Annotated in this window: 30 protein-coding genes and 1 pseudogene; 16 read left to right on the forward strand and 15 right to left on the reverse strand. The window is 60.6% G+C overall.

Features of this window, described 5'->3' with window-relative positions; all coding sequences use genetic code 11:
• The first annotated feature begins 206 nt into the window (after positions 1-206).
• Positions 207-476, forward strand: a complete 270-nt coding sequence (locus Q1W70_RS09805) for a hypothetical protein (RefSeq protein WP_185818707.1) — start codon at positions 207-209, stop codon at positions 474-476.
• Positions 473-808 (forward strand): hypothetical protein, encoded by a 336-nt coding sequence (locus Q1W70_RS09810; protein WP_302098795.1) that lies wholly within the window; start codon positions 473-475, stop codon positions 806-808. Before Q1W70_RS09805 ends, Q1W70_RS09810 begins: the two co-directional genes overlap by 4 nt.
• A 293-nt stretch (positions 809-1,101) precedes the next feature.
• Here Q1W70_RS09810 and Q1W70_RS09815 read toward each other — a convergent pair whose 3' ends face one another.
• Positions 1,102-2,160, reverse strand: coding sequence for a PA0069 family radical SAM protein (locus Q1W70_RS09815; RefSeq protein WP_166588931.1), 1,059 nt, complete (start codon positions 2,158-2,160; stop codon positions 1,102-1,104).
• Between the two features lie 235 nt (positions 2,161-2,395).
• Here Q1W70_RS09815 and Q1W70_RS09820 point away from each other — a divergent pair, with 235 nt between their 5' ends.
• Together Q1W70_RS09820 and Q1W70_RS09825 are read left to right on the forward strand one after the other, a co-directional pair.
• Entirely contained in the window at positions 2,396-2,698 is a 303-nt protein-coding gene (locus tag Q1W70_RS09820; protein WP_166588930.1) for a hypothetical protein, read from the forward strand.
• A 50-nt stretch (positions 2,699-2,748) separates the two neighbouring features.
• Positions 2,749-3,264, forward strand: a complete 516-nt coding sequence (locus tag Q1W70_RS09825; protein WP_182342952.1) for a hypothetical protein — start codon at positions 2,749-2,751, stop codon at positions 3,262-3,264.
• Positions 3,265-3,566: 302 nt separating this feature from the next.
• On the opposite strand, the gene Q1W70_RS09835 is transcribed toward Q1W70_RS09825, so the two are convergent.
• Positions 3,567-3,854 (reverse strand): YheV family putative zinc ribbon protein, encoded by a 288-nt coding sequence (locus tag Q1W70_RS09835; RefSeq protein WP_166588928.1) that lies wholly within the window; start codon positions 3,852-3,854, stop codon positions 3,567-3,569.
• Positions 3,851-5,902, reverse strand: coding sequence for an oligopeptidase A (prlC, locus tag Q1W70_RS09840; RefSeq protein ID WP_302098796.1), 2,052 nt, complete (start codon positions 5,900-5,902; stop codon positions 3,851-3,853). The genes Q1W70_RS09835 and prlC overlap by 4 nt, the downstream gene beginning before the upstream one ends.
• Before the next feature lie 89 nt (positions 5,903-5,991).
• Here prlC and Q1W70_RS09845 point away from each other — a divergent pair, with 89 nt between their 5' ends.
• Together Q1W70_RS09845 and Q1W70_RS09850 are read left to right on the forward strand one after the other, a co-directional pair.
• Positions 5,992-6,537: a gamma carbonic anhydrase family protein gene (locus Q1W70_RS09845; RefSeq protein ID WP_166588926.1), complete on the forward strand. Its 546-nt coding sequence runs from the start codon at positions 5,992-5,994 to the stop codon at positions 6,535-6,537.
• 19 nt (positions 6,538-6,556) lie between these two features.
• The gene (locus Q1W70_RS09850; protein WP_166588925.1) at positions 6,557-7,210 is read left to right on the forward strand and encodes an HAD family hydrolase; all 654 of its coding nucleotides are present in this window, start codon (positions 6,557-6,559) and stop codon (positions 7,208-7,210) included.
• 21 nt (positions 7,211-7,231) lie between these two features.
• On the opposite strand, the gene Q1W70_RS09855 is transcribed toward Q1W70_RS09850, so the two are convergent.
• The gene (locus Q1W70_RS09855) at positions 7,232-8,305 is read right to left on the reverse strand and encodes an aminopeptidase (protein ID WP_302098797.1); all 1,074 of its coding nucleotides are present in this window, start codon (positions 8,303-8,305) and stop codon (positions 7,232-7,234) included.
• Between the two features lie 59 nt (positions 8,306-8,364).
• On the opposite strand from Q1W70_RS09855, the gene Q1W70_RS09860 reads away from it, so the two are divergent.
• On the forward strand, positions 8,365-8,781 hold the full coding sequence (locus Q1W70_RS09860; protein ID WP_166588923.1) for a PA0061/PA0062 family lipoprotein: 417 nt from the start codon (positions 8,365-8,367) through the stop codon (positions 8,779-8,781).
• Positions 8,782-8,821: 40 nt separating this feature from the next.
• Entirely contained in the window at positions 8,822-9,244 is a 423-nt protein-coding gene (locus tag Q1W70_RS09865) for a PA0061/PA0062 family lipoprotein (protein WP_095165109.1), read from the forward strand.
• Positions 9,245-9,250: 6 nt separating this feature from the next.
• Here the strand turns inward: Q1W70_RS09865 and Q1W70_RS09870 are convergent, their stop codons facing one another.
• Complete coding sequence (locus Q1W70_RS09870; RefSeq protein ID WP_185818712.1) at positions 9,251-9,484, reverse strand: DUF1161 domain-containing protein; 234 nt, start codon at positions 9,482-9,484, stop codon at positions 9,251-9,253.
• 182 nt (positions 9,485-9,666) lie between these two features.
• Positions 9,667-10,098: an OsmC family protein gene (locus tag Q1W70_RS09875; protein ID WP_166588921.1), complete on the reverse strand. Its 432-nt coding sequence runs from the start codon at positions 10,096-10,098 to the stop codon at positions 9,667-9,669.
• A gap of 241 nt (positions 10,099-10,339) precedes the next feature.
• On the opposite strand from Q1W70_RS09875, the gene Q1W70_RS09880 reads away from it, so the two are divergent.
• Positions 10,340-11,341 (forward strand): LLM class flavin-dependent oxidoreductase, encoded by a 1,002-nt coding sequence (locus tag Q1W70_RS09880; RefSeq protein ID WP_166588920.1) that lies wholly within the window; start codon positions 10,340-10,342, stop codon positions 11,339-11,341.
• Positions 11,342-11,410: 69 nt separating this feature from the next.
• On the opposite strand, the gene Q1W70_RS09885 is transcribed toward Q1W70_RS09880, so the two are convergent.
• Positions 11,411-11,632, reverse strand: a complete 222-nt coding sequence (locus Q1W70_RS09885; protein ID WP_166588919.1) for a DUF1161 domain-containing protein — start codon at positions 11,630-11,632, stop codon at positions 11,411-11,413.
• Positions 11,633-11,762: 130 nt separating this feature from the next.
• On the reverse strand, positions 11,763-11,978 hold the full coding sequence (locus Q1W70_RS09890) for a dodecin (protein ID WP_029290270.1): 216 nt from the start codon (positions 11,976-11,978) through the stop codon (positions 11,763-11,765).
• A gap of 153 nt (positions 11,979-12,131) precedes the next feature.
• Here Q1W70_RS09890 and Q1W70_RS09895 point away from each other — a divergent pair, with 153 nt between their 5' ends.
• Positions 12,132-12,458, forward strand: coding sequence for an ElaB/YgaM/YqjD family protein (locus Q1W70_RS09895; RefSeq protein ID WP_166588918.1), 327 nt, complete (start codon positions 12,132-12,134; stop codon positions 12,456-12,458).
• Here Q1W70_RS09895 and Q1W70_RS09900 read toward each other — a convergent pair.
• Complete coding sequence (locus Q1W70_RS09900; protein ID WP_166588917.1) at positions 12,455-13,348, reverse strand: LysR family transcriptional regulator; 894 nt, start codon at positions 13,346-13,348, stop codon at positions 12,455-12,457. The two genes, Q1W70_RS09895 and Q1W70_RS09900, sit on opposite strands and share 4 nt — an antisense overlap.
• Before the next feature lie 112 nt (positions 13,349-13,460).
• Between Q1W70_RS09900 and trpB the strand changes: the two are divergent.
• Together trpB and trpA are read left to right on the forward strand one after the other, a co-directional pair.
• Positions 13,461-14,682, forward strand: a pseudogene (gene trpB / locus Q1W70_RS09905) (tryptophan synthase subunit beta).
• On the forward strand, positions 14,682-15,494 hold the full coding sequence (trpA, locus tag Q1W70_RS09910) for a tryptophan synthase subunit alpha (RefSeq protein WP_166588915.1): 813 nt from the start codon (positions 14,682-14,684) through the stop codon (positions 15,492-15,494). The pseudogene trpB and the gene trpA overlap by 1 nt, the downstream one beginning before the upstream one ends.
• Before the next feature lie 66 nt (positions 15,495-15,560).
• On the opposite strand, the gene Q1W70_RS09915 is transcribed toward trpA, so the two are convergent.
• Together Q1W70_RS09915 and Q1W70_RS09920 are read right to left on the reverse strand one after the other, a co-directional pair.
• On the reverse strand, positions 15,561-15,887 hold the full coding sequence (locus Q1W70_RS09915; protein ID WP_166588914.1) for a DOPA 4,5-dioxygenase family protein: 327 nt from the start codon (positions 15,885-15,887) through the stop codon (positions 15,561-15,563).
• Between the two features lie 40 nt (positions 15,888-15,927).
• Positions 15,928-16,878 carry a choline sulfate utilization transcriptional regulator gene (locus Q1W70_RS09920; protein ID WP_166588913.1) on the reverse strand — a complete coding sequence of 317 codons (951 nt, stop codon included), beginning with the start codon at positions 16,876-16,878 and terminating at the stop codon, positions 15,928-15,930.
• A 114-nt stretch (positions 16,879-16,992) separates the two neighbouring features.
• Here Q1W70_RS09920 and betC point away from each other — a divergent pair, with 114 nt between their 5' ends.
• The 3 genes from betC to Q1W70_RS09935 all read left to right on the forward strand — a co-directional run bounded on the left by betC (position 16,993) and on the right by Q1W70_RS09935 (position 21,102).
• Complete coding sequence (betC, locus tag Q1W70_RS09925) at positions 16,993-18,507, forward strand: choline-sulfatase (RefSeq protein WP_166588912.1); 1,515 nt, start codon at positions 16,993-16,995, stop codon at positions 18,505-18,507.
• 15 nt (positions 18,508-18,522) lie between these two features.
• Positions 18,523-19,443, forward strand: a complete 921-nt coding sequence (gene choX / locus Q1W70_RS09930; protein WP_166588911.1) for a choline ABC transporter substrate-binding protein — start codon at positions 18,523-18,525, stop codon at positions 19,441-19,443.
• A gap of 90 nt (positions 19,444-19,533) precedes the next feature.
• Positions 19,534-21,102 (forward strand): SulP family inorganic anion transporter, encoded by a 1,569-nt coding sequence (locus Q1W70_RS09935; RefSeq protein ID WP_166588910.1) that lies wholly within the window; start codon positions 19,534-19,536, stop codon positions 21,100-21,102.
• A gap of 1 nt (position 21,103) precedes the next feature.
• Here Q1W70_RS09935 and aroE read toward each other — a convergent pair whose 3' ends face one another.
• Complete coding sequence (gene aroE, locus Q1W70_RS09940) at positions 21,104-21,925, reverse strand: shikimate dehydrogenase (protein WP_166588909.1); 822 nt, start codon at positions 21,923-21,925, stop codon at positions 21,104-21,106.
• An 85-nt stretch (positions 21,926-22,010) separates the two neighbouring features.
• Positions 22,011-22,928: an oxygen-dependent coproporphyrinogen oxidase gene (gene hemF, locus Q1W70_RS09945; RefSeq protein ID WP_182342938.1), complete on the reverse strand. Its 918-nt coding sequence runs from the start codon at positions 22,926-22,928 to the stop codon at positions 22,011-22,013.
• 164 nt (positions 22,929-23,092) lie between these two features.
• On the opposite strand from hemF, the gene Q1W70_RS09950 reads away from it, so the two are divergent.
• On the forward strand, positions 23,093-24,070 hold the full coding sequence (locus Q1W70_RS09950; protein ID WP_166588908.1) for an NADPH:quinone reductase: 978 nt from the start codon (positions 23,093-23,095) through the stop codon (positions 24,068-24,070).
• Positions 24,071-24,144: 74 nt separating this feature from the next.
• On the opposite strand, the gene tsaC is transcribed toward Q1W70_RS09950, so the two are convergent.
• The gene (gene tsaC / locus Q1W70_RS09955) at positions 24,145-24,702 is read right to left on the reverse strand and encodes an L-threonylcarbamoyladenylate synthase type 1 TsaC (protein ID WP_166588907.1); all 558 of its coding nucleotides are present in this window, start codon (positions 24,700-24,702) and stop codon (positions 24,145-24,147) included.
• 67 nt (positions 24,703-24,769) lie between these two features.
• Positions 24,770-25,876 (reverse strand): DNA-processing protein DprA, encoded by a 1,107-nt coding sequence (dprA, locus tag Q1W70_RS09960; RefSeq protein ID WP_166588906.1) that lies wholly within the window; start codon positions 25,874-25,876, stop codon positions 24,770-24,772.
• Positions 25,877-25,966 lie beyond the last annotated feature (90 nt).

Consider the following 25,966-nt stretch of genomic DNA (forward strand, 5'->3'; position numbering starts at 1 on the left):
TTGACGCTGAATAACGGCCATTGAGCAGTATTTCCGACAGTTAACGGTTGCGGCACGCAACAATTACTACGGACATATTAACTGCAACAGTTATTCCGAATAGGGTAGCGAACAACTTTGATGTCAGCCCCAAGAAACAAATCGAAAGGCGTCAGGACTGTTTATTTTGAAGCCTTCATTAATCTAACCAGCAAGTGCACCCGCACTTGAAAACTACAGATACATTAAAAGAAATCAACCCAATAAGCACTTTTATAGAAACCATGAATGAACTTCGTGCCCATCACAAATCCTTGTTGGCTAGTGGCAAACCACAAGCCGCTCGTAGTTTCTCCACGCCAAGCCCTACTGCACTGGATGACATCTCCCCAGAGGAAGCAATCGCACTGGAGGAACTGAAGTCGACAACAAAAATGCTGGCCATCACCCAGAATCAGAGCGTAGAGCTGAGCATTACCAATGATGCCAAAACTTGAGCAACGCCGCGGGCGATGCCGATGCCACTGCAATATTCAAACAGCAAATGAATGAAAGACGCGTCTACGAAAAAGAGCAGTCCGAGAAAAATATTGACCAAATTTTCGACAAGGCGATTGAAATCGGTGAAGGCCACCCGAAAGCACAAAAAGCAATCGTGTCCACGACTGATGTAATTTTCAACCTATTCCGAACAATATCGGAAAAGCTCGATATCTTCACTACAAAAGTTCTGACCGATACTGTCACATGGATTAAAAACTCCTTCGCCGACATCAAGTCGACTTTTAATAATTTTAGCGGCTGGATTCAAGGCTGGTTTACCAATTAACTACACTAAAACGCTAAGTACCCGGAGTTCCAGTGCTGTAATCCAAGACCAAGAACAGGCTTGGTGAGTTACGGTCAACTTGGGGCGTCGGTACATTATCCACCTACCGCCCCCCCTTGATACCTGAGTAGTTGGCCTAAGGCCTGGCTAACCGAAGCTGACGCAACCGGCGACGGGTAAAACGTATCTCAATCGGAATCGACCACTGCGCAACAAGCAGCACACACCGAAAACAGACAATAACGTACCGTTACGCATAGTACGTACCACGACAAAATAGGCATGATCGTCATCTACAACAACGACATCTGAGCACCCGGAGGACAAAAAGCCGTGCAATCGAGGTTGAACCCCTCACGCTGATTCAGCCCCAGGCGCTTTATTGCCTTGGCAAAGCGTTGTGCCAGCAAGTCAGCGAACGGCCCCTCACCGCGCATCCGCGCGCCAAAACGACTGTCGTACAACTCGCCGCCACGACTCTGGCGTATCAGGCTCAGCACATGCGCCGCGCGTTGCGGGTAGTGCGCCGCCAGCCATTCTTCGAACAGGGGCGCGACCTCCAAAGGCAGGCGCAACATCATGTAGGCCGCACTCTGGGCTCCAGCCGCCTGGGCGGCCGCCAGCAGACTCTCCAACTCGCTGTCGTTGATCATCGGAATCATGGGTGAGCACAGCACCCCTACCGGAATACCTGCCTCACGCATCACCCTGATGGCCCGCAACCGCGCCTTGGGCGCCGCTGTACGCGGCTCCAGGATGCGCTTGAGCTCATCGTCCAGGCTGGTCAGGCTGATCATCACCGCCACCAGCCGCTGTGAAGCCAGTTCGGTCAACAGATCCAGATCACGAAGAATCAGCGAGCCCTTGGTGATAATCGTCACTGGATGTCGAAAGCGTAGTAGCACCTGGAGAATCTGCCGGGTAATTCGGTGCTCTCGCTCAATCGGCTGATAAGGGTCGGTGTTGGAGCCCAGGTTGATTGGCGCGCACTGGTAGCCACGCCTGGACAGTTGTTGCTCAAGAACATCGGCGGCATTGGTCTTGGCAATCAAGCGGGTTTCGAAATCGAGCCCGGGGGAGAGGTCCCAGTAGGCATGACTGGGCCGCGCATAACAGTAGATGCAACCGTGCTCACAGCCTCGGTAGGGATTGATCGAACGATCGAAAGGCAGGTCCGGCGAATTATTGCGGGTGATGATGGATTTGGCTGTTTCGATACGCACTTGCGTACCCTGGGTCAGCGGCACCTCCTGATACCACCCGTCGTCTTCCACCACCGAGTGGCTTGGCGCAAAGCGGTTATGCGGATTAGCGCCAGTACCGCGCCCGCGAGGCGGCAGGGAATTGATCATTGCGACACCCTCTATCTGTATATCCATACAGTACAACAAGGTCACGCACCCAACCAGTACCGCTCAGCCTCCCGATGCCGCGTGCTGCGCGGCATTCTTTTTAGATTAACGTTTAAATGGCCTACTAAATGCAAAACCATGAAACATTTACTCGGTGGCTAAATCGTAATTACCGTACTTAATATCGCCCCCGTAAATAAAAAACACCATGGATAATAAACAAAAGGATTTGAACATGTCTTTCTTTAATCAGCGCGGCGTCTTTCTACAACTCATGCTGCCTGGCCCCTCGGAACCCAACACTCTGGTGTCCATACAACTTTCCCGCAAGCAAACCGAATGGGATGCCGAGAACGAAGTCGAAATAGATACCTTGGTTGACTCTATTTTTGTAACGGCTACCTCTGCCGATAATGGGAACACCTTTACTATCAACAGACTCCGAAAAGATGTGGACGGCGATGGCGACATCGATGCCGACGACAAAGCCAAATTGCAGGCCCTGGCCAAGGCCTACGCCAGCATCGTCAACCCCTGAGTAGCGGGAGCACGCGAGCCATCGCGTGCTCCCTCGCGCGGAGAACATCCATGTATTTACCCCATACCAGCGGCATACTCCTACAAAGAATAGAAACTGCAGACGACGTCAAGATCATTATAAAGCTGTCAAGAATCGATGCCGATTATACTGCCACCACGACAGACTTAACCCTGCACATCAACGAGAATAAAAACAGCTTAAAACTTGACTACGACCCTTGGTCCGACATCAATGTAATTCCTGACGGCAGCATTGATGAAAAAGACACCCAGGCGATTATCGATCTCGCTGTTGCCTTCTATCGCCAAACAACTATCGACCCCGAACTTACAGTATTCCTTTCGCCGATCGACAACCATCCCGGCGTACTTAGGGTTCGGATCGGATTGCTCAACCTGAATGAAGATGAGTTGTACCCCCTCGGTTACTTTTTCACGGCTGCCTCAGTCGATAACGGGGTCAATTTCAGGATATTCAGAGTGACAAGTCATGGCGGCAGCCACCCGCAAGACGATACCGACCTGGAGCCCATGGCCAAGGCATTCATCAAGATGAAGGTGTGAGAAACCGACATTCGTCGGGGGGGGGGGAGTTGTTCAACAACGCTTTGACAACCGGACCGTTGATTGGCAGCCGCTCAGGCTTGAGCGCTGCCATCGACGTGTACTGCAACCTCTTTTCAGATGTCACCAACCCTCTACCGGGGTGCACTCCCGGATGACGGCATTCTGCCGTTGCTCGACCCGCTCGAGGTGCGGACGGACATCACATTCCTGCCAGGGGCTGGCTGAGCTCGATCACTGAGCGCAGGCCCGCGCAGTGGGCCTGCAAGCCAGCTCCCGGGGGAGGGGAGCCGGCCACGCGATCAGGCGTCGTGTGGTTTTTTCTTCAGTTTCGGATTCACAAAAAACTGCACGGTCTGGACCTTGGCGTCCGCGACCTTCACCGCACTGACGTTGACCCGAGTCCCCAACTCCTTGGGAACCGACAGGCCTTGCTCATTGAGCGTGTCCGAGTACCCACACGCCACGCATTCGCGGTGCGGTACATCGTCTTCACTCCACATCATCAATTTGTCCGGCTCGCTGCACGCCGGGCACACTGCTCCGGCGATAAAGCGTTTCTTGGTTTTGCTCACAGGCCCATCACTCATGCTGCCGCGCCCTCATCCAGGCCGCTGTGGCGCAAGAGTGCATCAATCGACGGTGCACGCCCGCGAAAGTCGACGAACAGCACCATCGGCTCCTGAGAGCCGCCGCGGGCCAGGATCGCCTCACGGAAGGCCCGACCGGTCGCAGCGTTGAGCACACCTTCCTCCTCAAACCTGGAGAATGCGTCGGCCGACAGCACTTCCGCCCACTTGTAGCTGTAGTAGCCCGCGGCGTAACCACCGGCAAAGATGTGCGCAAAGCTGTTGGGGAAGCGGTTGTAGGCCGGCGGACGCATGACCGATACCTCGTCACGCACGCCTTCGAGCACCTGCAGCACACTGCGGCCATCGCCGTGGGTGGCGTGCAGTTCGAAGTCGAACAGGGAAAATTCCAACTGGCGCACCATCATCAGGCCCGACTGGAAGTTCTTCGCCGCGAGCATTTTCTGCAGCAGGTCCTGGGGCAGTGGCTCGCCGGTTTCATAGTGACCGGAAATCAACGCCAGGCCTTCCGGCTCCCAGCACCAGTTTTCCATGAACTGGCTCGGCAACTCGACCGCATCCCAGGCCACGCCATTGATACCCGATACACCCGCATGCTCGACCCGGGTCAGCAGGTGATGCAGACCGTGGCCAAACTCGTGGAACAAGGTGGTGACTTCGTCATGGGTCAACAGCGCAGGCTTGCCGCTGTCGGCCGGCGTGAAGTTGCACACCAGGTTGGCCACCGGGCTTTGCAGAACGCCCTCGGCAGTGCGACGACGGTCACGGGCGCCGTCCATCCAGGCACCGCCGCGCTTGTTGGCGCGCGCATACAGGTCGAAGAAGAAGCGGCCGACGTGCTCGCCGTTTTCCTTGATTTCAAACAGGCGAACGTCCGGATGCCAGGTGTCGAACCCCGTCTGCTCGGCGATCTCGATGCCGTACAGGCGCTGGACGATGGCGAACAGGCCGCTCAGCACTTTATCGATCGGGAAGTATGCGCGCAGCGCCTCTTGAGCGACGCTGTAACGCTGCTCACGGAGTTTTTCACCGTAGAAACCACTGTCCCAGCTTTGCAGGTCGGCACAGCCCTGTTCGGCCGCGTAGGCCTTCAACTGCTCCAGGTCCTGGGCGGCGAATGGCTTGCTGCGCTTGGCCAGGTCCCGCAGGAAACTCAGGACCTGATCGCTGGACTCAGCCATTTTGGTCGCCAGGCTCAGCTCCGAGAAACTGCTGTAGCCCAGCAGCCTGGCCAGTTCCTGACGCAGGTCGAGGATCTCTTCCATCACCGGCCCGTTATCGTTCTGACCGGCATTCGGCCCCTGGTCCGACGCGCGGGTGCAGTAGGCCGCGTAGACCTCTTCGCGCAGTGCACGGTCTTGGGCGTAGGTCATCACTGCGAAGTAGCTCGGAAACTCCAGGCTGATCAACCAGCCATCCAGCTCCTTGGCTTGAGCCGCAGCGGCCATTTGCGCCTTGGCCGAATCCGTCAGGCCGGCGAGGGCCGCTTCGTCGGTGATGTGTTTGGTCCAGGCTTGGGTGGCGTCGAGCAACTGGTTGGAAAAGCGGCTGCCCAGCTCGGACAGCTTGCTCTGCACTTCGGCATAGCGCTTTTGCTCGGCTTCCGGCAGGTCGATACCCGACAGGCGGAAGTCCCGCAGGGAATGTTCGAGGATGGTTTTTTGCGCCACATCGAAGTCGGCCGCTTGCGGGCTGTTGGCCAGGGCTTCGAAGGCCTGGAACAGCTCACGGTTCTGCCCCAGCTCGGTGGAGTAGGCGCTCAGCGCAGGCAGGCAGGACTCGTAGGCCTCGCGCAACTCGGCGCTGTTGCACACCGCGTTAAGGTGGCTGACCGGGCTCCAGGCGGCGCCCAGGCGGTCGTTGAGCTCATCCATCGCCAGCACCAGGCCGGCCCAGGTTGGTTCCGTGCCCTGGGTCTTGAGGAGGTCGGCGATGGCGGCGCGGTTGTCCGCGAGGATCTGTTCGATGGCCGGTTGCACATGCTCGGCGCGGATCGCCGAGAACGGCGGCAGGTCGTAGGACTGCAAAAGAGGGTTGTTCACGCTCACGGTTGGCACCTTGGCTGGAAGAAACATGAGCCCATCTTAATTACAATCGACGCCAACCGCAGCTATCAGCAACAGAGAGAGAGCCTATCGTGTCCCTTCGCAAGTATCAGAACCACACTCCCGTGCTCGACCATGGTGCATTTGTCGACGGTTCGGCAGTGGTCATCGGCGACGTCGAAATAGGCGCTGACAGCTCCGTCTGGCCGCTGACCGTGATCCGCGGCGACATGCACCGCATCCGTATCGGCCAGCGCACCAGCGTGCAGGATGGCTGCGTGCTGCACATCACCCACGCCGGGCCATTTAACCCGGACGGTTTCCCGCTGCTGATCGGCGATGACGTGACCATTGCCCACAAGGTCATGCTGCACGGCTGCACCGTCGGCAACCGGATCCTGATCGGCATGGGTAGCATTGTGATGGACGGTGCCGTGGTCGAAGACGAGGTGATCATCGGCGCGGGGAGCCTGGTACCGCCAGGCAAACGCCTGGCCAGCGGCTTCCTGTATGTGGGCAGCCCGGTCAAGCAGGTCCGACCGTTGACCGACAAGGAGCGTGCATTCTTTACCTACAGCGCGGCCAACTACGTCAAGCTTAAAGACCTGCATCTGGCCGAAGGCTACGACCAGCTCTGACTCTCATTCAGGAATTTTCATGCATTACCAAAGCGTTCTATTCGACCTTGATGGCACCCTGACGGACCCGCGCGAAGGAATCACTCGCTCTATCCAGTATGCCTTGGGCAAGCTGGGGATCGATGAACCGGACCTCGGCAAACTGGAACACTTCATCGGCCCGCCCTTGCTGCAAGCCTTCATGCAGTTCTACGACTTCGACGAGGCCAAGGCCTGGGACGCGGTGAACTTCTACCGTGAACGCTTCAAGGTCACCGGACTCTATGAAAACCGGGTGTTCGACGGCGTCACGCCGCTGCTGGAAACCTTGAGCGGGCAGGGGCGAGAGCTGTATATCGCAACGTCGAAACCCTGGATCTTTGCCCGGGAGATCGCGCGCCACTTCGACTTCGCCCGGCACTTCAAGGTGATCTACGGCAGCGAACTGGATGGCACCCGCACCGACAAGGTCGACCTGATTGCCCACCTGGTGGCCGAAGAGGGGCTGGACCCAAGCACCACCCTGATGATCGGCGACCGTAAACACGACCTGATCGGCGCCAAGCGCAACGGCCTGGATGCTGCAGCGGTGGGCTATGGCTTTGGCAGCCTTGAAGAACTGAGCGCCGAGCACCCCGCGTACTACTTCGAGACGCTGGCTGAATTGCACCAGGCGTTTTTGCGCAACAAATAAGCTTGCCCGCGATGGAGTCCCTCAACCAGACAACGACCTCAGCGCCGCCTTGCGTTGCTGAGCCGGTAACGCTCCCAACCGTTCGACGGCGGCGTAAAACCTCTGCCAATCCCCTGCCGACTGCTTGAACAGCTCGGCAAACGCCGGCACCCATTGCTCGTACAGACCGAAGGGCAGCAGACGCGCGTTGTTCATGGGGGCGTAGATCCAGGCGTCGTAGCGCTTGTCGCCAGCCCATTGACTGTCACGCAGGGTCCGGTAGTCGCTGCGCAAGCGCTCAAACTCGGCGTCTTTGCGCTGGCGCATCTGCTCGCTCGGCAAGGGCAGGCCGTACAGCATCTCCAGGCGCGCGCGACAGTCCAGCAGCAACTGGGTGAATTGCTCACGCTGTCGCGCCCGGGCGTCGCTGGCCGGGGGCAAGCCGCGGGCTAAGCGCCATTGCCGAGTGCCTTGCTGCTCGACGAAGGTGGCAAACGACTCATTGAACTCAGTGTCGTCCTTCAGATAAAAACGCTGATGCGCCAGCTCATGAAAAATCAGGCTGGCCAGGCGCTCGTCGCCCCAGCCCAGCATCGAATTGAGAATCGGGTCATTGAACCAACCGAGGGTCGAATAGGCCTCCACGCCACTGATCGAGACATCCATGCCCTGCAGCCGCTGCAGCGCTGCCTCGCCCCGCGCCGCCCCCTGGCGGTAGTACCCGCGGTAGGCCACGCACCCGGCAATCGGAAAGCAATGGTTCTGCGGGCTGAGGGAAAATTCCGCAGTCACGAACACATTCCACACCACGTAAGGGCGACCTATGTCGGCGTAGAGGCGATAGCTCTGGTTGTCCGGCAGGTGCAGGTGCTGGCTGGCGAAGTCGCGGGCCTTTTGCGATTGCTCCAGGTGCGCGCGCAATGTCCGGTCGCTGGCCGGGTCGGCCAGCACCTTGCTGACCGGCTCGCGTGCCCGCAGCAACTGCCACTGACCGCTGGCCAACTGGCTGTAGTAATCGACACTGGCACAACCGTTGAGCAACAAAAACATCACAGCCGGAAACAAAACGCGCAAAACGCGATCAAGTAACCGATGGCTTGGACGCAGCCTGATCACATCGAATCATCCTTGGGGAGTCTGCCCGCAAGACTATCTCGCCTGACTGGAGCTTCGCTATGCGCGCGTTACTGCTGACTGGAGGCCTGCTGATGTTGGCCGGCTGTGCTGGATTGCCCCAACCCGACCCAACGCAAGCCTGGATCGACCTCGCCCCTCACCCTGAAGACACCGCGCTGCAAGCGCTGGAGGTGGACGACAAAGCCGCTGTGGACAAACGTTACTTCCAGGTTTCACCCGGCCGCCATGAACTGACGGTGCGTTATCAGTTCGCCGTCGATCCAACCAACATCGGCCCAGACGCTGAGCCACTGTGGCGCGACTGCCAGTTGAGCGTGAAATTCAACGACTTCAACGCCGGCCAGCGCTATCAGTTGCAGGCTGGCAACACGGGCTTGCGGCCTTGGGCCAAGCTCTACGACGAACAGCGCAAAGTAGTTGGCCAGGCGCAACCAGCGGGCTGTCAGCGCACCTGATCGGCGCTATGCTGAATGCCTGACCATCCGGAACTGAATCATGCACAGGTATTTGCTGTTCTTTGCCCTCGGCGCATTGTCTGCGTGCGCCGCCAGCCCCCTGCCGGATGTAAATCCAAACATGGCCTGGGTTGACTTCGCCATGCCAACCCCCGGCGGCAAAGTCCTGATGGCCGAGCGCCTGGACAACCAACCGCAGCGTGACGGACGTTTTTTCCAGGTCACGCCGGGGAGCCACGAACTGACGGTGCGTTTTGACTTTGAAGTATTCGGCGGCGGCATGGGCATGAACACCGATCCGCAAGAGCGGTTGTGCTACATGACCATCCCTTACGAGCATTTCGAAGCGGGCCAGCGTTACCGGCTCGAGGCCCGCTCGCTGGCCTTTACCCCCAGCGCCCGGCTGTACAACGCCCAGCGTCAGCTCGTCGCTGAAGAACGTCAGGTCAATTGCGTGCCCTGAGGCGTCTTAGCGGTCGTTCTTCTGATAGATGATTCTTTTGCTGCCGCCGTCGCAGGTGCCGACCACCATGTTCTGGTCATGCACGTCGTCGTTGCTGACAATTTCCAACGTATAGGACGACACGTTATTGGCCTGGATCTTGGCTTCGATCTCGGCCTTGAGTTCTTCGCACGGTTTAGGCGCCGCCACGGCCGATGTAGCCAGCGCACCGCAGATAACCGCCAAGGCAATACGTTTCATGGTTGAAGCTCCCTTGAAGCAGCGCGCACGGGTGTGCGCTTGGGCTGCTGTGGTTTATTCGACCACAACTTCGCGCGGGGAGTTCTGATTTGTAGGCGTTGGCTTGTTGGCGATTCTGCCAACCCGCGATGTCAGACGGGTCGCTTTCGCTGGCAAGCCAACGCCTAGCTGGGGGAGGGGACTCAACCGACGAGGGTGCCGTCCAGGGTGATTGTCGCGTTCAGCACCTTGGACACCGGGCAACCTTCCTTGGCCTTTTTGCTCAACTCGTCAAATTGCTGCTGGCTCGCACCGGGGATTTTTGCCTTGAGAATCAGGTGCACGGCGGTAATCGCGAAACCACCGTCGACCTGATCCAGGGTCACTTCTGCCTGCGTATCGATGCTGTCGGCCTTGAGGCCGGCGTCGCCGAGAATCATCGAAAAGGCCATGGAGAAACAGCCCGCATGCGCCGCACCGATCAACTCTTCAGGGTTGGTCCCCTTACCACCTTCGAAACGCGCCTTGAAGCCGTAGGGGGCGTCCCTGAGTACCCCGGTTTCCGTGGAAATCGAGCCGATGCCGGTTTTCAGATCACCTTCCCAATGTGCCGATGCTTTCTTCTTGATGCTCATGTGTGCCTCCTGAAGATCCGGCGCGAAGAGTCGCGCCTTGATGGTTTTCGGTTGCTAAGGGTTCTGAGGATAGATGCCCGGACAAAGTTCACCCCGTCGGATAAGACCGCTTATCTGGTAGGCATTTTCAGGCCAGCTATTGAAACTCGGGTATATGCCCACATTGCATAGAACAGGCTCATACATTCGGCAGGTTTTCGTTAGTGAGAAAAGCCTGCACACCCCTTGGAGACGCAGGCTCATGAAACAACTGTCCGATATCAAGTTCTCGACCCTGGACCTGGTGCCCGTGCGAGAGAACGGCAGCCCCGCCCAATCGTTGCGCAACTCGCTGGACCTGGCCCAGCACGTTGAAAAATGGGGTTACAACCGTTTCTGGGTCGCCGAACACCACAACATGGACGGCATCGCCAGCTCCGCCACCTCAGTATTGCTGGGTTACCTGGCGGGCGGAACGTCGAGCATTCGTGTCGGCTCCGGCGGGGTGATGCTGCCCAACCACGCGCCTCTGGTGATCGCCGAACAGTTCGGCACCCTGGAAAGCCTTTATCCGGGTCGGATCGACCTTGGCCTGGGCCGTGCCCCGGGTTCCGATCAACTGACCGCTCGCGCCCTGCGCCGTGAGCGGTCCGGCAGCGCCGATGATTTTCCCGAAGACGTCGCCGAACTGGTGCGCTACCTCGGCCCCCGCACACCGGACCAACGCATCATCGCCATGCCCGGCACCGGCACCAACGTCCCGGTATGGCTCCTGGGCTCCAGCCTGTTCAGCGCACAACTGGCGGGCGAACGCGGCTTGCCCTACGCCTTTGCCTCGCATTTCGCACCGCGCTACATGCACGAGGCGATTCGCGTCTATCGCAATCACTTCAAGCCATCCGCGGTCCTCGACAAGCCTTATGTGATGCTCGGCGTGCCCCTGGTCGCTGCCGACACCGATGAGCAGGCCGATTACCTGGCGACGTCGGTCTACCAGCGCATCCTCGCGCTGATGCGTGGGCAAAGCCTGGTTCAGCGCCCGCCCGTCAAGAGCATGGACGGCCTGTGGTTGCCCCATGAGAAACAAGCCGTCGGGGATTTCCTCGGGTTGGCCATGGTGGGCAGTCCGGCAAAAATTCGCGGCAAACTGGAGGTCCTGATCGAACAGACCCAGGCCGATGAACTGATCTTCACCTGCGATCTGTACGAGCACGCCGATCGCCTGCACTCCTATGAGCTGCTGGCGCAGGTGATGAAAGGCTGATCGCGCACCCCGCGCCCATAAAAAAGCCGACGCCAGAGCGTCGGCTTTTTCATTTGCAGCGAATTCAAGCTACTTCTTGTAGACGATTTCCTTGGAACCACCTTCACAGGTGCCTACGACTTTCCCGCCAGCCGCAGTGCCCTTGTCGACGATTTCCAACGAATAACCTGATACGCCCTTGGCATCGAGTTTCGCTGCAATTTCCGCTTTCAGTTCTTCACAAGGCTTGCCGGCCGCAAGGGTTGTTCCTGCGATGCTCAGCAAACCAATAGCCAGAATCAACTTCTTCATCGGTCACATTCCCTGGTCGGATCAAAAGGATTAGCGTTCAGCCCAAGGCATCAGCGCTCGAAGATAAGTAGCGCTTTGCCAGTCCCTGTGGCAATCGGCCAGCTCACAAGTTCAGAAATCTAGCCCATCTTCAGCTATTTGCAATCCGGAACCCGACCTTGAGCGTCACCTGAAAGTGCGCGGCCTTGCCGTCCTTGATGTGGCCTCGGGTTTCCGTGACCTCAAACCATTCCAGATGTTTGATGCTTTTGCTGGCCTCAGCCAAGGCATTATTGATGGCGTCCTCGATACTGGTGGGCGAGGAGCCAACCAGTTCGACTTTCTTGTACGTGTGGTGGTCAGTCATGGCGATCTCCTGGAGTGTTCATACAGCCTAGCAGTGATTTTTCGTATTTCTTCTGTGGGCTTTTCTGCTGCTAAGGTTCATATTTTCTGCACTTTCGCCAATCACCGGAGTCGGAACCAACACACGCTACTCAATCAATCCAGGAGAGCCACCATGGCCAACACCTCTTTACGTAAAGCCTCATTGCAAAGCATGGAAGCCGAAATCGAGAGTCTGCTCAAGTCGTTGGAAAGCCTGAAAAGTGATGCCTCGGACGAGTCGCTGAAAACCCTGAAGTCGCTGAAAAGCAATGCCGAGAGCGCGCTGAAACACTCGCGCAGCCTGCTCAGCGATGCCTATGCGGAAGTCAAAGTGAAAACCCGTGAGACCGGGATCGCGACCCGCGATTACGCTCAGGAACACCCCTGGACCACCGCCGGTGTTGCCGTCGGGGCCCTGGGCTTGCTGGCGGCTTACCTGCTGTGCAAACGCGGTGATTAATCAGCCTGGCGCAGCTCGTTTTTAAGCCACTGCGCCAGCTGCCGAGCGCGCCCGTCCGCGGCGCGCTTGGGCAACCACAACGCCAGTTGCGCCGGAGTTTGTGAAAAACCCCAAGGCGCAACCAGGCGACCCGCCTTCAAGTCCTCGGCCACCAATGGCTGCGGGGCAATCGCCACACCCAGCCCAGCCACGGCTGCCTCCAGCAAATAATACAAATGCTCGAAACCCTGGCCGAACTTCAAGGCCCCTGGGTCGAGCTGATTGTGCTGCGCCCAACTGGGCCAGGCTTGCGGTCGCGAGGTGGTGTGCAACAGGGGTAATTCGAGCAAGGCACTGGCCGGCGCCTCACGCAGCAACTCATACCCGGCAAAGCGGGGGCTGAGTACCGGGCCGATTCGCTCGCTGGTCAGTTCATACACCTGCATATCCGCAGGCCATGGCGGCTCGGCGAACACCAGCAAGGCATCCAGGCCCGGACGTCGCGGGTCCAGATCCCCTTCACCGGCCGAAAGGTGCAAACGCAAATCCGGCAGATCGGCATTCAGCCGCCCCAAGCGCGGAATAAACCAGCGCGCCAGCAGACTACCGGAGCAGCCCAGGACAAAAGGCGCCTCGGCTTGCCCCTGAGTGAGCTCACCGCAGACCGTGCGCAGGCGCTCGAATGCCTCAGTGCTGGCATCGCGCAGCCGTACCCCGGCATCTGTGAGTTTCAGGCCGCGTCCATCCTTGACGAACAGACTCACCCCCAAGTGCTCCTCGAGCACTTTCAACTGACGGCTGACTGCACCGTGGGTGACGTGCAATTGCTCAGCCGCCTGACTGACACTGTGCAGGCGGGCAGCGGCTTCGAAAGCGCGCAGGGCGTTGAGGGGGGGCAGGTCGCGGCTCATGGTATCTGTGAGTTTTCCTGACAGGTTGTGGCGATCTTATCGGTTTTCAGCCGTCGACGTCAGGGGTAGAGTGAACGCCATTGTCACTTCACGCACTCAACTGGAGCGCCCCATGACCCAGACTCATCTGCGCAACGGCCCTGACGCCAACGGCCTGTTTGGCGCGTTCGGCGGCCGCTACGTCGCCGAAACCCTGATGCCGTTGATCCTCGACCTGGCCCGCGAATACGAAGCGGCCAAGGAAGACCCGGCTTTCAAAGAAGAATTGGCCTACTTCCAGCGCGATTACGTCGGACGCCCAAGCCCGCTGTACTTCGCCGAACGCCTGACCGAGTTCTGTGGCGGCGCCAAGATCTACCTCAAGCGTGAAGAGCTGAACCACACTGGCGCGCACAAGATCAACAACTGCATCGGCCAGATCCTGCTGGCTCGGCGCATGGGCAAAAAACGCATCATCGCCGAAACCGGCGCCGGCATGCACGGCGTGGCCACGGCCACCGTAGCCGCGCGTTTTGGTCTGGAGTGCGTGATCTACATGGGCACCACCGACATCGAGCGCCAACAGGCCAACGTGTTTCGCATGAAGCTGCTGGGCGCCGAAGTGATCCCGGTAGTGGCCGGCACCGGCACCCTGAAAGACGCGATGAACGAAGCCCTGCGTGACTGGGTGACCAACGTCGACAACACCTTCTACCTGATCGGCACCGTGGCCGGCCCGCACCCTTATCCGGCGATGGTCCGCGACTTCCAGGCCGTGATCGGCAAGGAAACCCGTGACCAGTCTGCAGGCCCAGGAAGGTCGTCTGCCTGACAGCCTGGTGGCATGCATCGGCGGTGGCTCCAACGCCATGGGCCTGTTCCATCCGTTCCTCGACGATACCAGCGTCGAGATCATCGGGGTTGAAGCGGCCGGTCATGGCATCGAAACCGGCAAGCACGCCGCCAGCCTGAACGGCGGGGTACCGGGTGTGTTGCACGGCAATCGCACCTTCCTGCTGCAGGACGACGACGGCCAGATCATTGATGCCCATTCGATTTCTGCCGGCCTCGACTATCCAGGCATTGGCCCTGAACACGCCTGGTTGCATGACATCGGACGCGCCCAGTACACCTCGGTGACCGACGATGAAGCCCTCGACGCGTTCCACAAGTGCTGCCGCCTGGAAGGGATCATTCCGGCACTGGAAAGCGCCCACGCCCTGGCCGAAGTGTTCAAGCGCGCACCGACCTTGCCGAAGGATCACCTGATGGTGGTCAACCTGTCCGGTCGTGGTGATAAGGACATGCAAACCGTAATGTTCCACATGGAACACTCTCAGCAGGAGAAACACTGATGAGCCGCCTGCAAACCCGCTTCGCCGAACTCAAAGAGCAGAACCGTGCGGCCCTGGTGACCTTTGTCACTGCGGGTGACCCGAGCTACGACACCTCCCTGGCGATCCTCAAGGGGCTACCTGCCGCCGGCGCCGATGTGATTGAGCTGGGCATGCCTTTCACCGACCCGATGGCCGATGGCCCGGCGATCCAGCTTGCCAACATCCGCGCCCTGGGCGCCAAACAGAACCTGGCAAAAACCCTGCAAATGGTTCGTGAGTTCCGGGCGGGCAACAGCGACACGCCACTGGTGCTGATGGGGTACTTCAATCCTATCCACTATTACGGTGTTCCACGCTTCATCGCGGACGCCAAGGAAGCGGGGGTGGATGGCCTGATCGTGGTCGACCTGCCACCTGAACATAACGGCGAGCTGTGCGATCCGGCCCAAGCCGCCGGCCTGGACTTTATCCGCCTGACCACCCCGACCACCGACGACGTGCGCCTGCCGACCGTGCTCAATGGCAGCTCCGGTTTCGTCTACTACGTCTCGGTGGCCGGTGTTACCGGTGCGGGTGCTGCCACCCTGGAGCACGTCGAAGAGGCGGTGACCCGTTTGCGTCGCCACACCGATCTGCCCATCAGCATCGGCTTCGGCATCCGTACGCCAGAGCAAGCGGCAGCGATTGCCCGCCTGGCAGATGGGGTGGTGGTGGGTTCGGCATTGATCGACCATATCGCCAATGCCACCACACCGGACCAGGCCATTGATGGCGTGCTGAGCCTGTGTGCCGCACTGTCTGAAGGTGTGCGCAACGCTCGCGTTGGCTAAGTCTTGACCCCGCGACAGCCAAGGGCCCGGAACCATGTTCCGGGCCCTTTTTTTGTTGCCGCCCCCTCAAAAAATCGACAGGTCCAGCGGCCGGATCGCCCCCATCCAGATCGCGTGGTCGGTGTGATCGGCCAACTCATCCCCGGTCTCGGGATGCAGGAACACCACCAGGCCGTTGCGATGCAGCGCCAGCCACGGCAGCACCACGGCGATCAGTTCCGGGCCAAAGGCCAGTTGGCAGCTCCAGTCCGGATGCGGCCCCACCGGGCGTTCGTGGACTCGCCCCATTTGCAGGGGAAACAGCCGGGCAGCCTCTTCACACAGCGCCCGCGCCTGGGCAAGGGTGCTCGCGTCGAAGTAAACATGGGCGTGGTAGCCCTTGATCCGTTGCATAGTGCTCTCGTCTTGCATCATTCAGGTCCCAGTAGCAACGCTACACCGCAATGGACGGCAGGGCTAATCCCGCCAACGATTCGGCACTGCTGGCCTGTTCGCTCATCAGCCAGTCGACGAACTGCTGGATCAGCGCACTGCGGCGTTTGCGCTGGGGCAGTACCACGTAATAACCGAAGCCGGAGATCGCCGTCTCGGCAATCGGCCGCACCAATAGCCCCTGCGCCAGCAAGTCATCGACCAGGTGCCGCCAACCGATGGCCACGCCCTGGCCGCCAATCGCTGCCTGAATCAACAGGGTGTAATTATCAAACCGCAGTTGCCCCGGCGTCGGTGGGGTGGCGATCCCCAGGCGACGGAACACACCGCTCCAGTCGAACCAGTGGCTGCTGTTCTCGCCCCGCAGATGCAACAGCGGCAACTCCAGCAACGTGTGGGCGGGCAAGGGGGCGAGTCGCTCCTTGAGCAGCAGCGGGCTGCACACCGGGAACACCTCCTCACTGAACAACCAGTGACTTTCACCCTGCTTGAAGCGCCCTTCGCCGAACAGCACGGCCACGTCGATGTCGCTGCGCAACATGTTGTGATTACGTTCGCTGGTCACCAGGCTGACATCCACCTGCGGGTTGGCCTCGTGAAAGCGATGCAGACGCGGCATCAGCCAGTAGGCTGCGAAGGCGAAATCGGTGGCCACCTGCAACACCTCATGCTGGTCCTGGGCACTGATCGCACTCAACCCGGCCTCGATGCTCTGCAGGCCGCTCTGCACCTGTTCGAACAGGATCGATCCGGCTTCCGTCAGCTCGATGCCCCGGTAGATGCGGTCGAACAAGCGGGTTGCCAGTTGCTCCTCCAACCGCTTGAGCTGTTGGCTGACAGCAGGTTGGGTGGTGCCCAGTTCCACGGCGGCGGCGGTAAAACTGCCATGGCGCGCCGCCGCTTCAAAGGTGCGCAACAGGTCCAGGGAGAGTTCACCAAGGGCGTCATACATAAGGTGGGCTTATCCTAGTCATTGCCGGACATGGGCTTTACCGCGAAGAGCACGGGCTACATTCTCGATCACAGCACTTTCGCATAACTGCCCACTATGGAATGCCGCTATCACATGAAGCGCAAGAACATTCTTTTCATCATGGCCGATCAAATGGCCGCGCCTCTGTTGCCGTTCTATGGCGCTTCACCGATCAAGCTGCCCAACCTGAGCCGACTGGCGGCCCAGGGCGTGGTGTTCGACGCGGCGTACTGCAACAGCCCGTTATGCGCCCCCTCACGTTTCACCCTGGTCAGTGGCCAGTTACCCAGCAGGATCGGTGCCTACGACAACGCCGCGGACTTCCCCGCCGATGTGCCGACCTACGCCCACTACCTGCGCCGCCTCGGTTATCGCACCGCGCTGTCCGGCAAGATGCACTTCTGTGGCCCGGACCAATTGCACGGCTATGAGGAACGCCTGACCAGCGACATCTACCCGGCCGACTACGGTTGGGCGGTGAACTGGGATGAACCGGACGTACGTCCAAGCTGGTATCACAACATGTCCTCAGTCCTGCAAGCCGGACCTTGCGTGCGCACCAACCAACTGGACTTCGATGAAGAGGTGGTCTTCAAGGCCCAGCAGTACCTGTTCGATCACATCCGCGAAGACGGTGACCAACCGTTTTGCCTGACCGTCTCGATGACCCACCCACACGACCCGTACACCATTCCCAAGGCATTCTGGGATCTGTATGACGAGCAGGACATCCCGCTGCCGCAGACCCCGGCGCAGGCCGAACTCGACCCACACTCCCAGCGCCTGCTCAAGGTCTACGACCTGTGGGACAAGCCACTGCCTGTGGACAAGATCCGTGATGCACGCCGCGCCTACTTCGGCGCGTGCAGCTACATCGATGCCAACGTCGGCAAACTCCTGCAGACCCTCGAAGACACGGGGCTGATCGACGACACCATCATTGTATTTTCCGGCGACCACGGCGACATGCTCGGCGAGCGCGGCCTCTGGTACAAAATGCACTGGTTCGAAATGGCCGCCCGGGTGCCACTGCTGGTCTACGCGCCAGGGCAATTCGCGGCCGGGCGGGTCAGTGCCGCCGTTTCCACCGCTGACCTGCTCCCGACCTTCGTCGCCCTGGCCGGCGGGGAGCTGCAGCCCGGCCTGCCACTGGACGGCCGCTCGCTGGTGCCCCACCTGCAGGGGCAGGGCGGCCACGATGAAGTGTTTGGCGAATACATGGCCGAAGGCACCATCAGCCCGTTGATGATGATCCGCCGGGGGCCCTACAAATTTATTTACAGTGAAGACGACCCCTGCCTGTTGTTCGATGTGCGCAACGACCCGCGCGAACAGGAAGAGCTCAGTCACTCGCCATCGCATCAAGCGGTTTTCGCCGCCTTTCTCACCGAAGCTCGCGCCAAGTGGGATATCCCGGCGATTCACCAACAGGTCCTGGCCAGCCAGCGCCGCCGGCGATTCGTCGCTGACGCCCTGAGCCTCGGCCACCTGAAGAGCTGGGACCACCAGCCCCTGGTCGACGCCAGCCAGCAGTACATGCGCAACCACATCGACCTCGATGATCTGGAGCGCAAGGCTCGTTATCCACAACCCTGCCAAAACCAATAATGTAAGGGGAAGCGCATGCAAAGGTTATCCACAGTCGTGACCGCCGGGTTGCTGGTGTTTGGCAGTGCTTCGGCCTGGGCCGAACAGGGATGCGACACCGTGAAGATGGCCGACCCCGGCTGGAGCGACATCGCCGCAACCAATGCCATCACCGGCGTGCTGCTCGATGGCATGGGGTACAAGGCCCGGATCGATACCCTGGCAGTGCCGATCATCTTTGGTGGCCTGAAGGACGGTCAGGTCGATGTCTTCCTCGGTAACTGGATGCCGGCACAGCAGGGTTTCTACGACAAGTTCGTAGCCACCGGCGAAGTCACTCAACTGGCGAAGAACCTCGACGGTACCGAGTTCACCCTGGCAGTGCCGGACTACGTCTGGGAGGCGGGCGTGCATGACTTCGCCGACCTGAACAAGTATGCCGAGCAGTTCGACAAGAAAATCTACGGCATCGGCTCCGGTGCACCGGCCAACCTCTCGCTGCAGGACATCATCAAGAAAAACGACTTCGACCTGGGTCAATGGAAGCTGGTGGAGTCCAGCGAGCAGGCGATGCTCGCGGAAGTCTCGCGCGCCGTGAAGAAGCACAAGTTCGTGACCTTCCTCGGCTGGACCCCGCACCCGATGAACGTGCAGCTGAAAATGCGCTACCTCAAGGGTGGCGAGAAATACTTCGGCGACACCGGCAGTGTCCACACCCTGACCCGCAAGGGTTATGCCCAGGCCTGCCCGAACGTCGGCAAACTGCTGAGCAACCTGAGCTTCACCCAGGACATGGAAAACAGCATCATGGCCGAGGTGGTGAACAACAAGGTCAGCAATACCGAGGCCGCCAAGGCGTGGCTCAAGGCCAACCCAGCGGTGCTGGACACGTGGCTGGCCGGAGTGAAAACGGCAGACGGCAAAGAGGCATTGCCGGCGGTCAAGGCCAAGCTGTAACACTTGGCCCCTGGGATTGTTCCTGCACACCCGTGGGAACAATCACCTTTGCCCTGATACTCTTTGGCAAAACCCCATTCGCGAGGATTCATGGCACTCCCCAGCCGCCATTCGCTCTTTCCCTTTCTCCGCTGGCTGCCGCAGCAGACCCGCGCCAGCGTCGGCCGCGATCTTGTCGTCGGGCTGAGCGGGGCGATTCTGGCGCTACCACAATCGATTGCCTACGCGCTGATTGCCGGCCTGCCGCCGGAATATGGTTTGTACGCCGCCATCATCCCGGTGCTGATCGCCTGCCTCTGGGGTTCCTCCTGGCATCTGATCTGCGGTCCTACGGCGGCCATCTCCATCGTCCTGTACGCCAGCGTCAGCCCGTTGGCGGTGCCCGGTTCCCAGGACTACGTCACCTTGATCCTGTTGCTGACCTTCCTCGCCGGCGTATTCCAATGGCTACTCGGTCTGCTGCGGTTCGGCGCCCTGGTGAACTTCGTCTCGCACTCGGTGGTGCTGGGCTTCACCCTGGGTGCCGCGGTGGTCATCGCCCTCGGGCAACTGCCGAACCTGCTGGGGCTGGACCTGCCGAGCCAGGCCACGGCACTCGACAGCCTGATGTCGCTGGTCAGCCATCTCCATGAGCTGGACAAACCTTCGCTGCTGCTGGGCCTCGGTACACTGGCGCTGGGGGTCGCGCTGAAGCTGTGCCTGCCGCGCTGGCCGAGCCTGCTGATCACCCTGGTCCTGAGCAGCCTGCTGGTCTGGCTGTGGCCTTCGTTGTTCGGCCATGTGCAGCAGGTCAGCGCGTTTGTCGGAAGACTGCCGCCGTTCAGCCCCTTGCCCCTGGATCTGGACCTGATCCTGCGCCTGCTGCCCAGTGCCGTGGCGGTCGGCATGTTGGGGCTGGTCACCAGTCTGTCGATCGCCCGTTCACTGTCGGCACGCTCGCAACAGTTGCTCGACGCCAACCAGGAAGTCCGCGCCCAGGGCTTTTCCAACATCGTCGGCAGTTTTTTCTCCGGCTCGCTGTCGGCCGGTTCCTTCACCCGCTCCGGCTTGAGCTATGAAGCCGGTGCCTGCTCACCGCTGGCGGGCGTGTTCTCGGCGCTGTGGGTGGCCGTGTTTGCGCTGGCCGGGGCGAGCCTGATCGCGCACATCCCGATCCCCGCCATGGCCGGTAGCATTCTGTTGATTTGCTGGGGCCTGGTGGACCACCGCGGTATTCGGGCGTTGTTTCGGGTCAGTCGGGCCGAGTTTGCGGTGATGGCGCTGACCTGCGTCGCCACGCTGCTGCTGGAGCTGCAAACGGCAATCTATGCCGGTGTGCTGGCCTCGCTGTTCTTCTACCTCAAACGCACCTCTCAGCCCCGCGTGCAGCAATGGCGCGAGGGCGATGAAGAGATTCTGCGGGTCGGCGGCTCGATCTTTTTCGGCGCCAGCCATTACCTGCAAGTGCGCCTGCAGCGCACCCAGGGCCGGGCAGTGGTGATCGAGGCGCAATACATCAACTTCATCGACTATTCCGGGGTGGAAATGCTCCACCAGGAAGCCCGCCGCCTGCTCAGGCAGGACCGCAGCCTGACCTTGCGTCGGGCCCGGGGGCATGTGGTCGAAGAGTTGCGCAAGCTCGAAGGCGCGGAAAAATGCCCGATCCGCTTCGAGGATTGAACTACAGCGCCAATTGCCGGCGCAGTTCAGCCAGCACCGGGGCGGTGTCCGGGCGCACCCCGCGCCACAGGAAGAAGGCTTCGGCGGCTTGTTCGGCAAGCATGCCCAGGCCATCCAGTGCCAGGGCGGCACCATGGGCGCTGGCCCAGCGGCAGAAGGATGTCGGTTCCTTGCCGTACATCATGTCGTAGCACAGGGTCTTGCCGGGTTCGATCAGGCTGCTGGCAATCGGCGGTACATCGCCTGACAGGCTGGCCGACGTCGCGTTGATGATCAGGTCCACTGGCTCGCGCAGCCAATCGAAGCCGCTGGCCGACACCGGGCCCAGATCGGCGAACAGCTCCGCCAACTGCTCGGCTTTTTCCACCGTGCGGTTGGCGATGATCACGGAGGCCGGTTGCTCGGCCAACAACGGCTCCAGCGCACCGCGCACCGCGCCACCGGCGCCGAGCAGCAGGATGCGCTTGCCGTGAAGGCTGAATCCGGCATTGACCGTGAGATCTCGAACGAGCCCGGCGCCGTCGGTGTTGTCACCCAACAGGCTGCCGTCGGCCAACTTGCTCAGGGTGTTGACCGCCCCGGCCCGTTGCGCACGGGCCGTCAGTTGGCTGGCCAGACGATAGGCCTGTTCCTTGAAGGGCACCGTGACATTAGCCCCACGCCCCTCAGCGAAAAATGCCGTGGCGCAGCCGGAAAAATCATCGAGCGGCGCCAGCAGGGTGTTGTAGTCCAACTGCTGAGCCGTCTGCTGGGCAAACAGACGATGGATCAACGGCGACTTGCTGTGGCCAATCGGGTTACCGAAAACGACGTACTGATCCATCTCACACCCTCTTGGAGCGCGCCCTGTAGGCGCTGCTTTGCTCAACCACGTTAGCGTTGTTCGCCGGCCAGCCGGCGCCGACCGGTCAGGCCGAGCCCGCCAGCCAGTCGCGGTCTTGCAGGAAGTACTCCGTCAGACGCGCCTCTTCGCTACCCGGCTCGGCCTTCCAGTCGTAGGCCCAGCGCACTTGCGGTGGCAGCGACATGAGGATCGACTCGGTACGCCCGCCCGACTGCAGGCCGAACAGCGTGCCACGGTCGTAGACCAGGTTGAATTCGACGTAGCGACCACGGCGGAACTCCTGGAATTCACGCTGTTGCTCGGTGTAGGCCTGGGCCTTGCGGCGCTGCACGATCGGCAGGTATGCCTTGATGTAGGCATCGCCGATGGCGCGGATGAACGCGAAGCAGGTATCGAAATCCCACTCGTTCAGGTCATCGAAGAACAGGCCGCCAATACCGCGGGGCTCGTTGCGATGCTTGATGTGGAAGTAGCTGTCGCACCATGCCTTGTAACGGCTGTAGACATCCGGCCCGAATGGCGCGCAGGCCTGGGCGGCGACACGGTGCCAATGCACGCAGTCTTCTTCATTGCCGTAGTAGGGGGTCAGGTCGAAGCCGCCACCGAACCACCACACCGGCTCTTCACCGGGTTTTTCAGCGATGAAAAACCGCACATTGGCGTGGGACGTCGGCACATGAGGGTTGTGCGGGTGGATCACCAGCGACACACCGAGGGCTTCGAAGCCGCGTCCGGCCAACTCGGGCCGGTGCGCGCTGGCCGACGGCGGCAGGCCGCTGCCAAAGACGTGGGAAAAGTTGACGCCGCCTTTTTCGATCACCGCGCCATTTTCAATTACCCGAGTCCGTCCGCCACCGCCGGCAGGCCGGGTCCAGGCGTCTTCGACAAAGCGCGTGCCGCCGTCTTCTGTTTCCAGCGCGGCACATATGCGGTCTTGCAGGTCGAGCAGGTAGGCTTTAACGGCTTCGGTGCGGGTAGTCATGGCATCACCTTGAATCGGGCAAAGCTACGCGGCGCTCGATCAGAACGGCGGCCGACGCAAATGGGCGCGTAGCATAACACTGCACCCCGGCCTGCCACAGTTGACGAAGATCAAGCTTAGGAGTCCGATAGGCCCCTACGCAAAACCACCCAAGGAGAGTGCAGATGGCCAAACGTATCCAGTTCCGTGCCCATGGCGGCCCTGAAGTGCTTGAGTATGTGGACTATCAGCCGGCCGAGCCGGGCCCGCAGCAGGTCAGTGTGAGCAACAAGGCCATCGGCCTGAATTTCATCGACACCTATTTTCGCAGCGGCCTCTATGCGCCTCCTGCCTTGCCATCGGGCCTGGGCGCGGAGGGGGCTGGCGTGGTCCAGGCCGTCGGTAGCCAGGTCACCCGATTCAAGGTCGGCGACCGCGTGGCCTATGGCAGCGGGCCACTGGGGGCCTACAGCGATGTGCACGTATTGCCGGAAGCCAACCTGGTGCACCTGCCCGACGCTATCAGCTTCGAACAGGCCGCAGGCGTGATGCTCAAGGGCCTGACGGTGCAATACCTGTTGCGTCAGACCTATGAACTCAAGGGGGGCGAAACCATTCTGTTCCACGCCGCGGCCGGCGGCGTTGGTTCGCTGGCCTGCCAGTGGGCCAAGGCCCTGGGCGTGAAGCTGATCGGTACCGTCAGTTCGCCGGAAAAAGCAGCACTGGCCAAGGCCAACGGCGCCTGGGCGACTATCGACTACAGCCATGAGAATGTCGTTGAACGGGTCCTGGAACTGACTGATGGCAAGAAATGCCCGGTGGTCTACGACGGCGTCGGCAAAGACACCTGGCTGACCTCCCTCGACTGCACTGCGCCCCGTGGGCTGGTGGTGAGTTTCGGCAATGCGTCGGGGGCGGTGGACGGGGTGAACCTGGGGATTCTCTCGGCCAAGGGTTCGCTGTACGTCACCCGACCGACCCTGGCGACCTACGCCAACAACGCGCAAAACCTGCAGCGCATGGCCGATGAGCTGTTCGGGATGATCATCAGCGGCCAGTTGCGGGTTGATATCAGCCAGCGTTACTCACTGGCTGAAGCAGCGAAGGCACAGACCGAGTTGTCGGCCCGGCGTACCACCGGATCGACCATTCTGTTGCCCTGATAGTTATTGCGTCAGACAGAACGTCTTCGCTGGCGCCCGCGTGCGGCTTGCCAGCGAATGGCAGCAGCGCGATCTCAGTCCGGACGCACCACGTGGCCGGTCGCCAGGTCGCGAATCACGCTGGGGTTCTTGCGCCCACCGAGCTGACCGCCCAGTACCAGGTCGACTTGCCCACGGAAGTACTGCTCGACGCGAATCCGCGTGCGCGCGGCCGGCCGTCCCTGAGGGTTGGCGGATGTCGACACCAGTGGCCCGACCAATGCACACAGATCCCGCACCTGCGGGTGATCGCTGACGCGCAACGCCACGGTTTCGTGAACCCCGGTGATCCATTGCGGCAACATGTTCTGGTGGGGCACCAGCCAGGTGTTCGGCCCAGGCCAGGTGCTGGCCATGCGATCGAGCCACAACTGCGGGAAGTCATCGAACAGGAAGTCGAACTGGCGGATATTGTCAGCCACCAGGATCAGGCCCTTTTCCACCGAACGTCCCTTGATCGCCAACAGGCGATACACCGCTTCTTCATCCCAGGGGTCGCACCCCAGGCCCCAGACGGCTTCGGTTGGATAGGCAAGCACCGCCCCTGCGCGAATTCCTCGTGCGGCTTGTTGCACACGCCAACTGTTGACCATGACCGACTCTCCAAAATAAGGCTGTGCGCAGTTTACCCATCTTCCTTACAAATCCCAGTGCATGAACCTAGCTTAGGCGGGCAAACCAGCGTCCGCCTTCCGCCACCGCGCGACCCTGCATTTCCAGCTCGGTCAGCGCCACCAGCACTTTGGGCAAGGCCCAGCCGCTGGACTCGGCCAGGGCTTCGGTGGTGTGGGGCGCGGCAAACAGCAGGCGCAACAACGGGTGATCGAGTTCGGCCGCAGCTGTGACCGGGGCGGCCGGCAAGTACTGCCAGCCACGCAATCCTTCGAGAATATGCTCAATGGTCTCCACCAACGTTGCCCCGTCGCGAATCAACTGGTGACAGCCGCGGGCAGCGGGGTGGTGGATGGAGCCGGGAATCGCATAGACCTCGCGCCCCTGTTCTGCCGCCAGCCGGGCGGTGATCAATGAACCGCTGGCGACACTGGCCTCGACCACCAGCACGCCCAGGGACAATCCACTGATGATCCGGTTGCGTCGGGGAAAGTGGCTGGGGTGCGGCCCGGCATCCAGGGCAAATTCGGAAACCACCGCGCTGCCCTGGGCAATCATCGCCGTGGCAAGGGCTCGGTTGCGCTGTGGATAAAATTTTTCCAGGCCGGTGCCCAGCACTCCCACCGTCTGCCCTCCGACGTCGAGCGCGGCCTGATGCGCAGCGGCATCGATACCCAGCGCCAAGCCACTGGTGATCACAAAACCAGCACCCGCCAGGCTGCGGGAGAATGCCGCCGCGGTGTCCATCCCCGGCCTGGAGGCGCGACGGCTGCCGACCATCGCCAACTGCGGTTTTTCCAGGATCGCCGGATCTCCGGCGACAAACAGCAAAGGCGGTGGGTCACTGATCTCAGCCAGCAACGCGGGGTACCCGGGCTGGTCAATCATCAGTAAATGCTGGCCTTCACGCTCCAGCCAGGCCAATGCCTGGTGAGCGCCATCGCGAATCGACGGGCTGCGCCTTGCCTCTGCGCAGGCGGCGGGCAAACCCAGGGCACGCCAGGCACTGGCCGGGGCGCTGATGGCTTTGGAGGCCGAACCGAAGGCTTGCAGCAACTTCTGGTAACGCCGTGGCCCCAGTTCCGGCAGGCAGTGCAAACGCAGACGGGCTTCCAGTTCCGCCGGCGAAACCGGCAGGGATACAGACGACGGCATAAGATCATCCTTGATCGTAATTGAGCCTGACGGGTCAGGAACAAGCTGTGGATAAGTCTGTTGGTAACTTGTTGAGTGTTTTCTCGCCAA

Source organism: Pseudomonas kielensis, from assembly GCF_030505375.1.
GTDB lineage: Bacteria > Pseudomonadota > Gammaproteobacteria > Pseudomonadales > Pseudomonadaceae > Aquipseudomonas > Aquipseudomonas kielensis.

Excerpts from the sequence above, each read along its gene's own strand:
- Q1W70_RS09950 (WP_166588908.1), top strand. The coding sequence starts at position 23,093 with ATGGCCAAACGTATCCAGTTCCGTGCCCATGGCGGCCCTGAAGTGCTT.
- Q1W70_RS09870 (WP_185818712.1), bottom strand. The coding sequence starts at position 9,484 with ATGAAACGTATTGCCTTGGCGGTTATCTGCGGTGCGCTGGCTACATCG.
- Q1W70_RS09880 (WP_166588920.1), top strand. The coding sequence starts at position 10,340 with ATGAAACAACTGTCCGATATCAAGTTCTCGACCCTGGACCTGGTGCCC.
- betC (WP_166588912.1), top strand. The coding sequence starts at position 16,993 with ATGAAGCGCAAGAACATTCTTTTCATCATGGCCGATCAAATGGCCGCG.
- Q1W70_RS09935 (WP_166588910.1), top strand. The coding sequence starts at position 19,534 with ATGGCACTCCCCAGCCGCCATTCGCTCTTTCCCTTTCTCCGCTGGCTG.
- Q1W70_RS09915 (WP_166588914.1), bottom strand. The coding sequence starts at position 15,887 with ATGCAACGGATCAAGGGCTACCACGCCCATGTTTACTTCGACGCGAGC.
- Q1W70_RS09865 (WP_095165109.1), top strand. The coding sequence starts at position 8,822 with ATGCACAGGTATTTGCTGTTCTTTGCCCTCGGCGCATTGTCTGCGTGC.
- trpA (WP_166588915.1), top strand. The coding sequence starts at position 14,682 with ATGAGCCGCCTGCAAACCCGCTTCGCCGAACTCAAAGAGCAGAACCGT.
- choX (WP_166588911.1), top strand. The coding sequence starts at position 18,523 with ATGCAAAGGTTATCCACAGTCGTGACCGCCGGGTTGCTGGTGTTTGGC.
- Q1W70_RS09860 (WP_166588923.1), top strand. The coding sequence starts at position 8,365 with ATGCGCGCGTTACTGCTGACTGGAGGCCTGCTGATGTTGGCCGGCTGT.
- Q1W70_RS09920 (WP_166588913.1), bottom strand. The coding sequence starts at position 16,878 with ATGTATGACGCCCTTGGTGAACTCTCCCTGGACCTGTTGCGCACCTTT.
- Q1W70_RS09815 (WP_166588931.1), bottom strand. The coding sequence starts at position 2,160 with ATGATCAATTCCCTGCCGCCTCGCGGGCGCGGTACTGGCGCTAATCCG.
- Q1W70_RS09875 (WP_166588921.1), bottom strand. The coding sequence starts at position 10,098 with ATGAGCATCAAGAAGAAAGCATCGGCACATTGGGAAGGTGATCTGAAA.
- Q1W70_RS09820 (WP_166588930.1), top strand. The coding sequence starts at position 2,396 with ATGTCTTTCTTTAATCAGCGCGGCGTCTTTCTACAACTCATGCTGCCT.
- Q1W70_RS09885 (WP_166588919.1), bottom strand. The coding sequence starts at position 11,632 with ATGAAGAAGTTGATTCTGGCTATTGGTTTGCTGAGCATCGCAGGAACA.
- Q1W70_RS09835 (WP_166588928.1), bottom strand. The coding sequence starts at position 3,854 with ATGAGTGATGGGCCTGTGAGCAAAACCAAGAAACGCTTTATCGCCGGA.
- Q1W70_RS09890 (WP_029290270.1), bottom strand. The coding sequence starts at position 11,978 with ATGACTGACCACCACACGTACAAGAAAGTCGAACTGGTTGGCTCCTCG.
- aroE (WP_166588909.1), bottom strand. The coding sequence starts at position 21,925 with ATGGATCAGTACGTCGTTTTCGGTAACCCGATTGGCCACAGCAAGTCG.
- Q1W70_RS09850 (WP_166588925.1), top strand. The coding sequence starts at position 6,557 with ATGCATTACCAAAGCGTTCTATTCGACCTTGATGGCACCCTGACGGAC.
- dprA (WP_166588906.1), bottom strand. The coding sequence starts at position 25,876 with ATGCCGTCGTCTGTATCCCTGCCGGTTTCGCCGGCGGAACTGGAAGCC.
- hemF (WP_182342938.1), bottom strand. The coding sequence starts at position 22,928 with ATGACTACCCGCACCGAAGCCGTTAAAGCCTACCTGCTCGACCTGCAA.
- Q1W70_RS09900 (WP_166588917.1), bottom strand. The coding sequence starts at position 13,348 with ATGAGCCGCGACCTGCCCCCCCTCAACGCCCTGCGCGCTTTCGAAGCC.
- tsaC (WP_166588907.1), bottom strand. The coding sequence starts at position 24,702 with ATGGTCAACAGTTGGCGTGTGCAACAAGCCGCACGAGGAATTCGCGCA.
- Q1W70_RS09825 (WP_182342952.1), top strand. The coding sequence starts at position 2,749 with ATGTATTTACCCCATACCAGCGGCATACTCCTACAAAGAATAGAAACT.
- Q1W70_RS09895 (WP_166588918.1), top strand. The coding sequence starts at position 12,132 with ATGGCCAACACCTCTTTACGTAAAGCCTCATTGCAAAGCATGGAAGCC.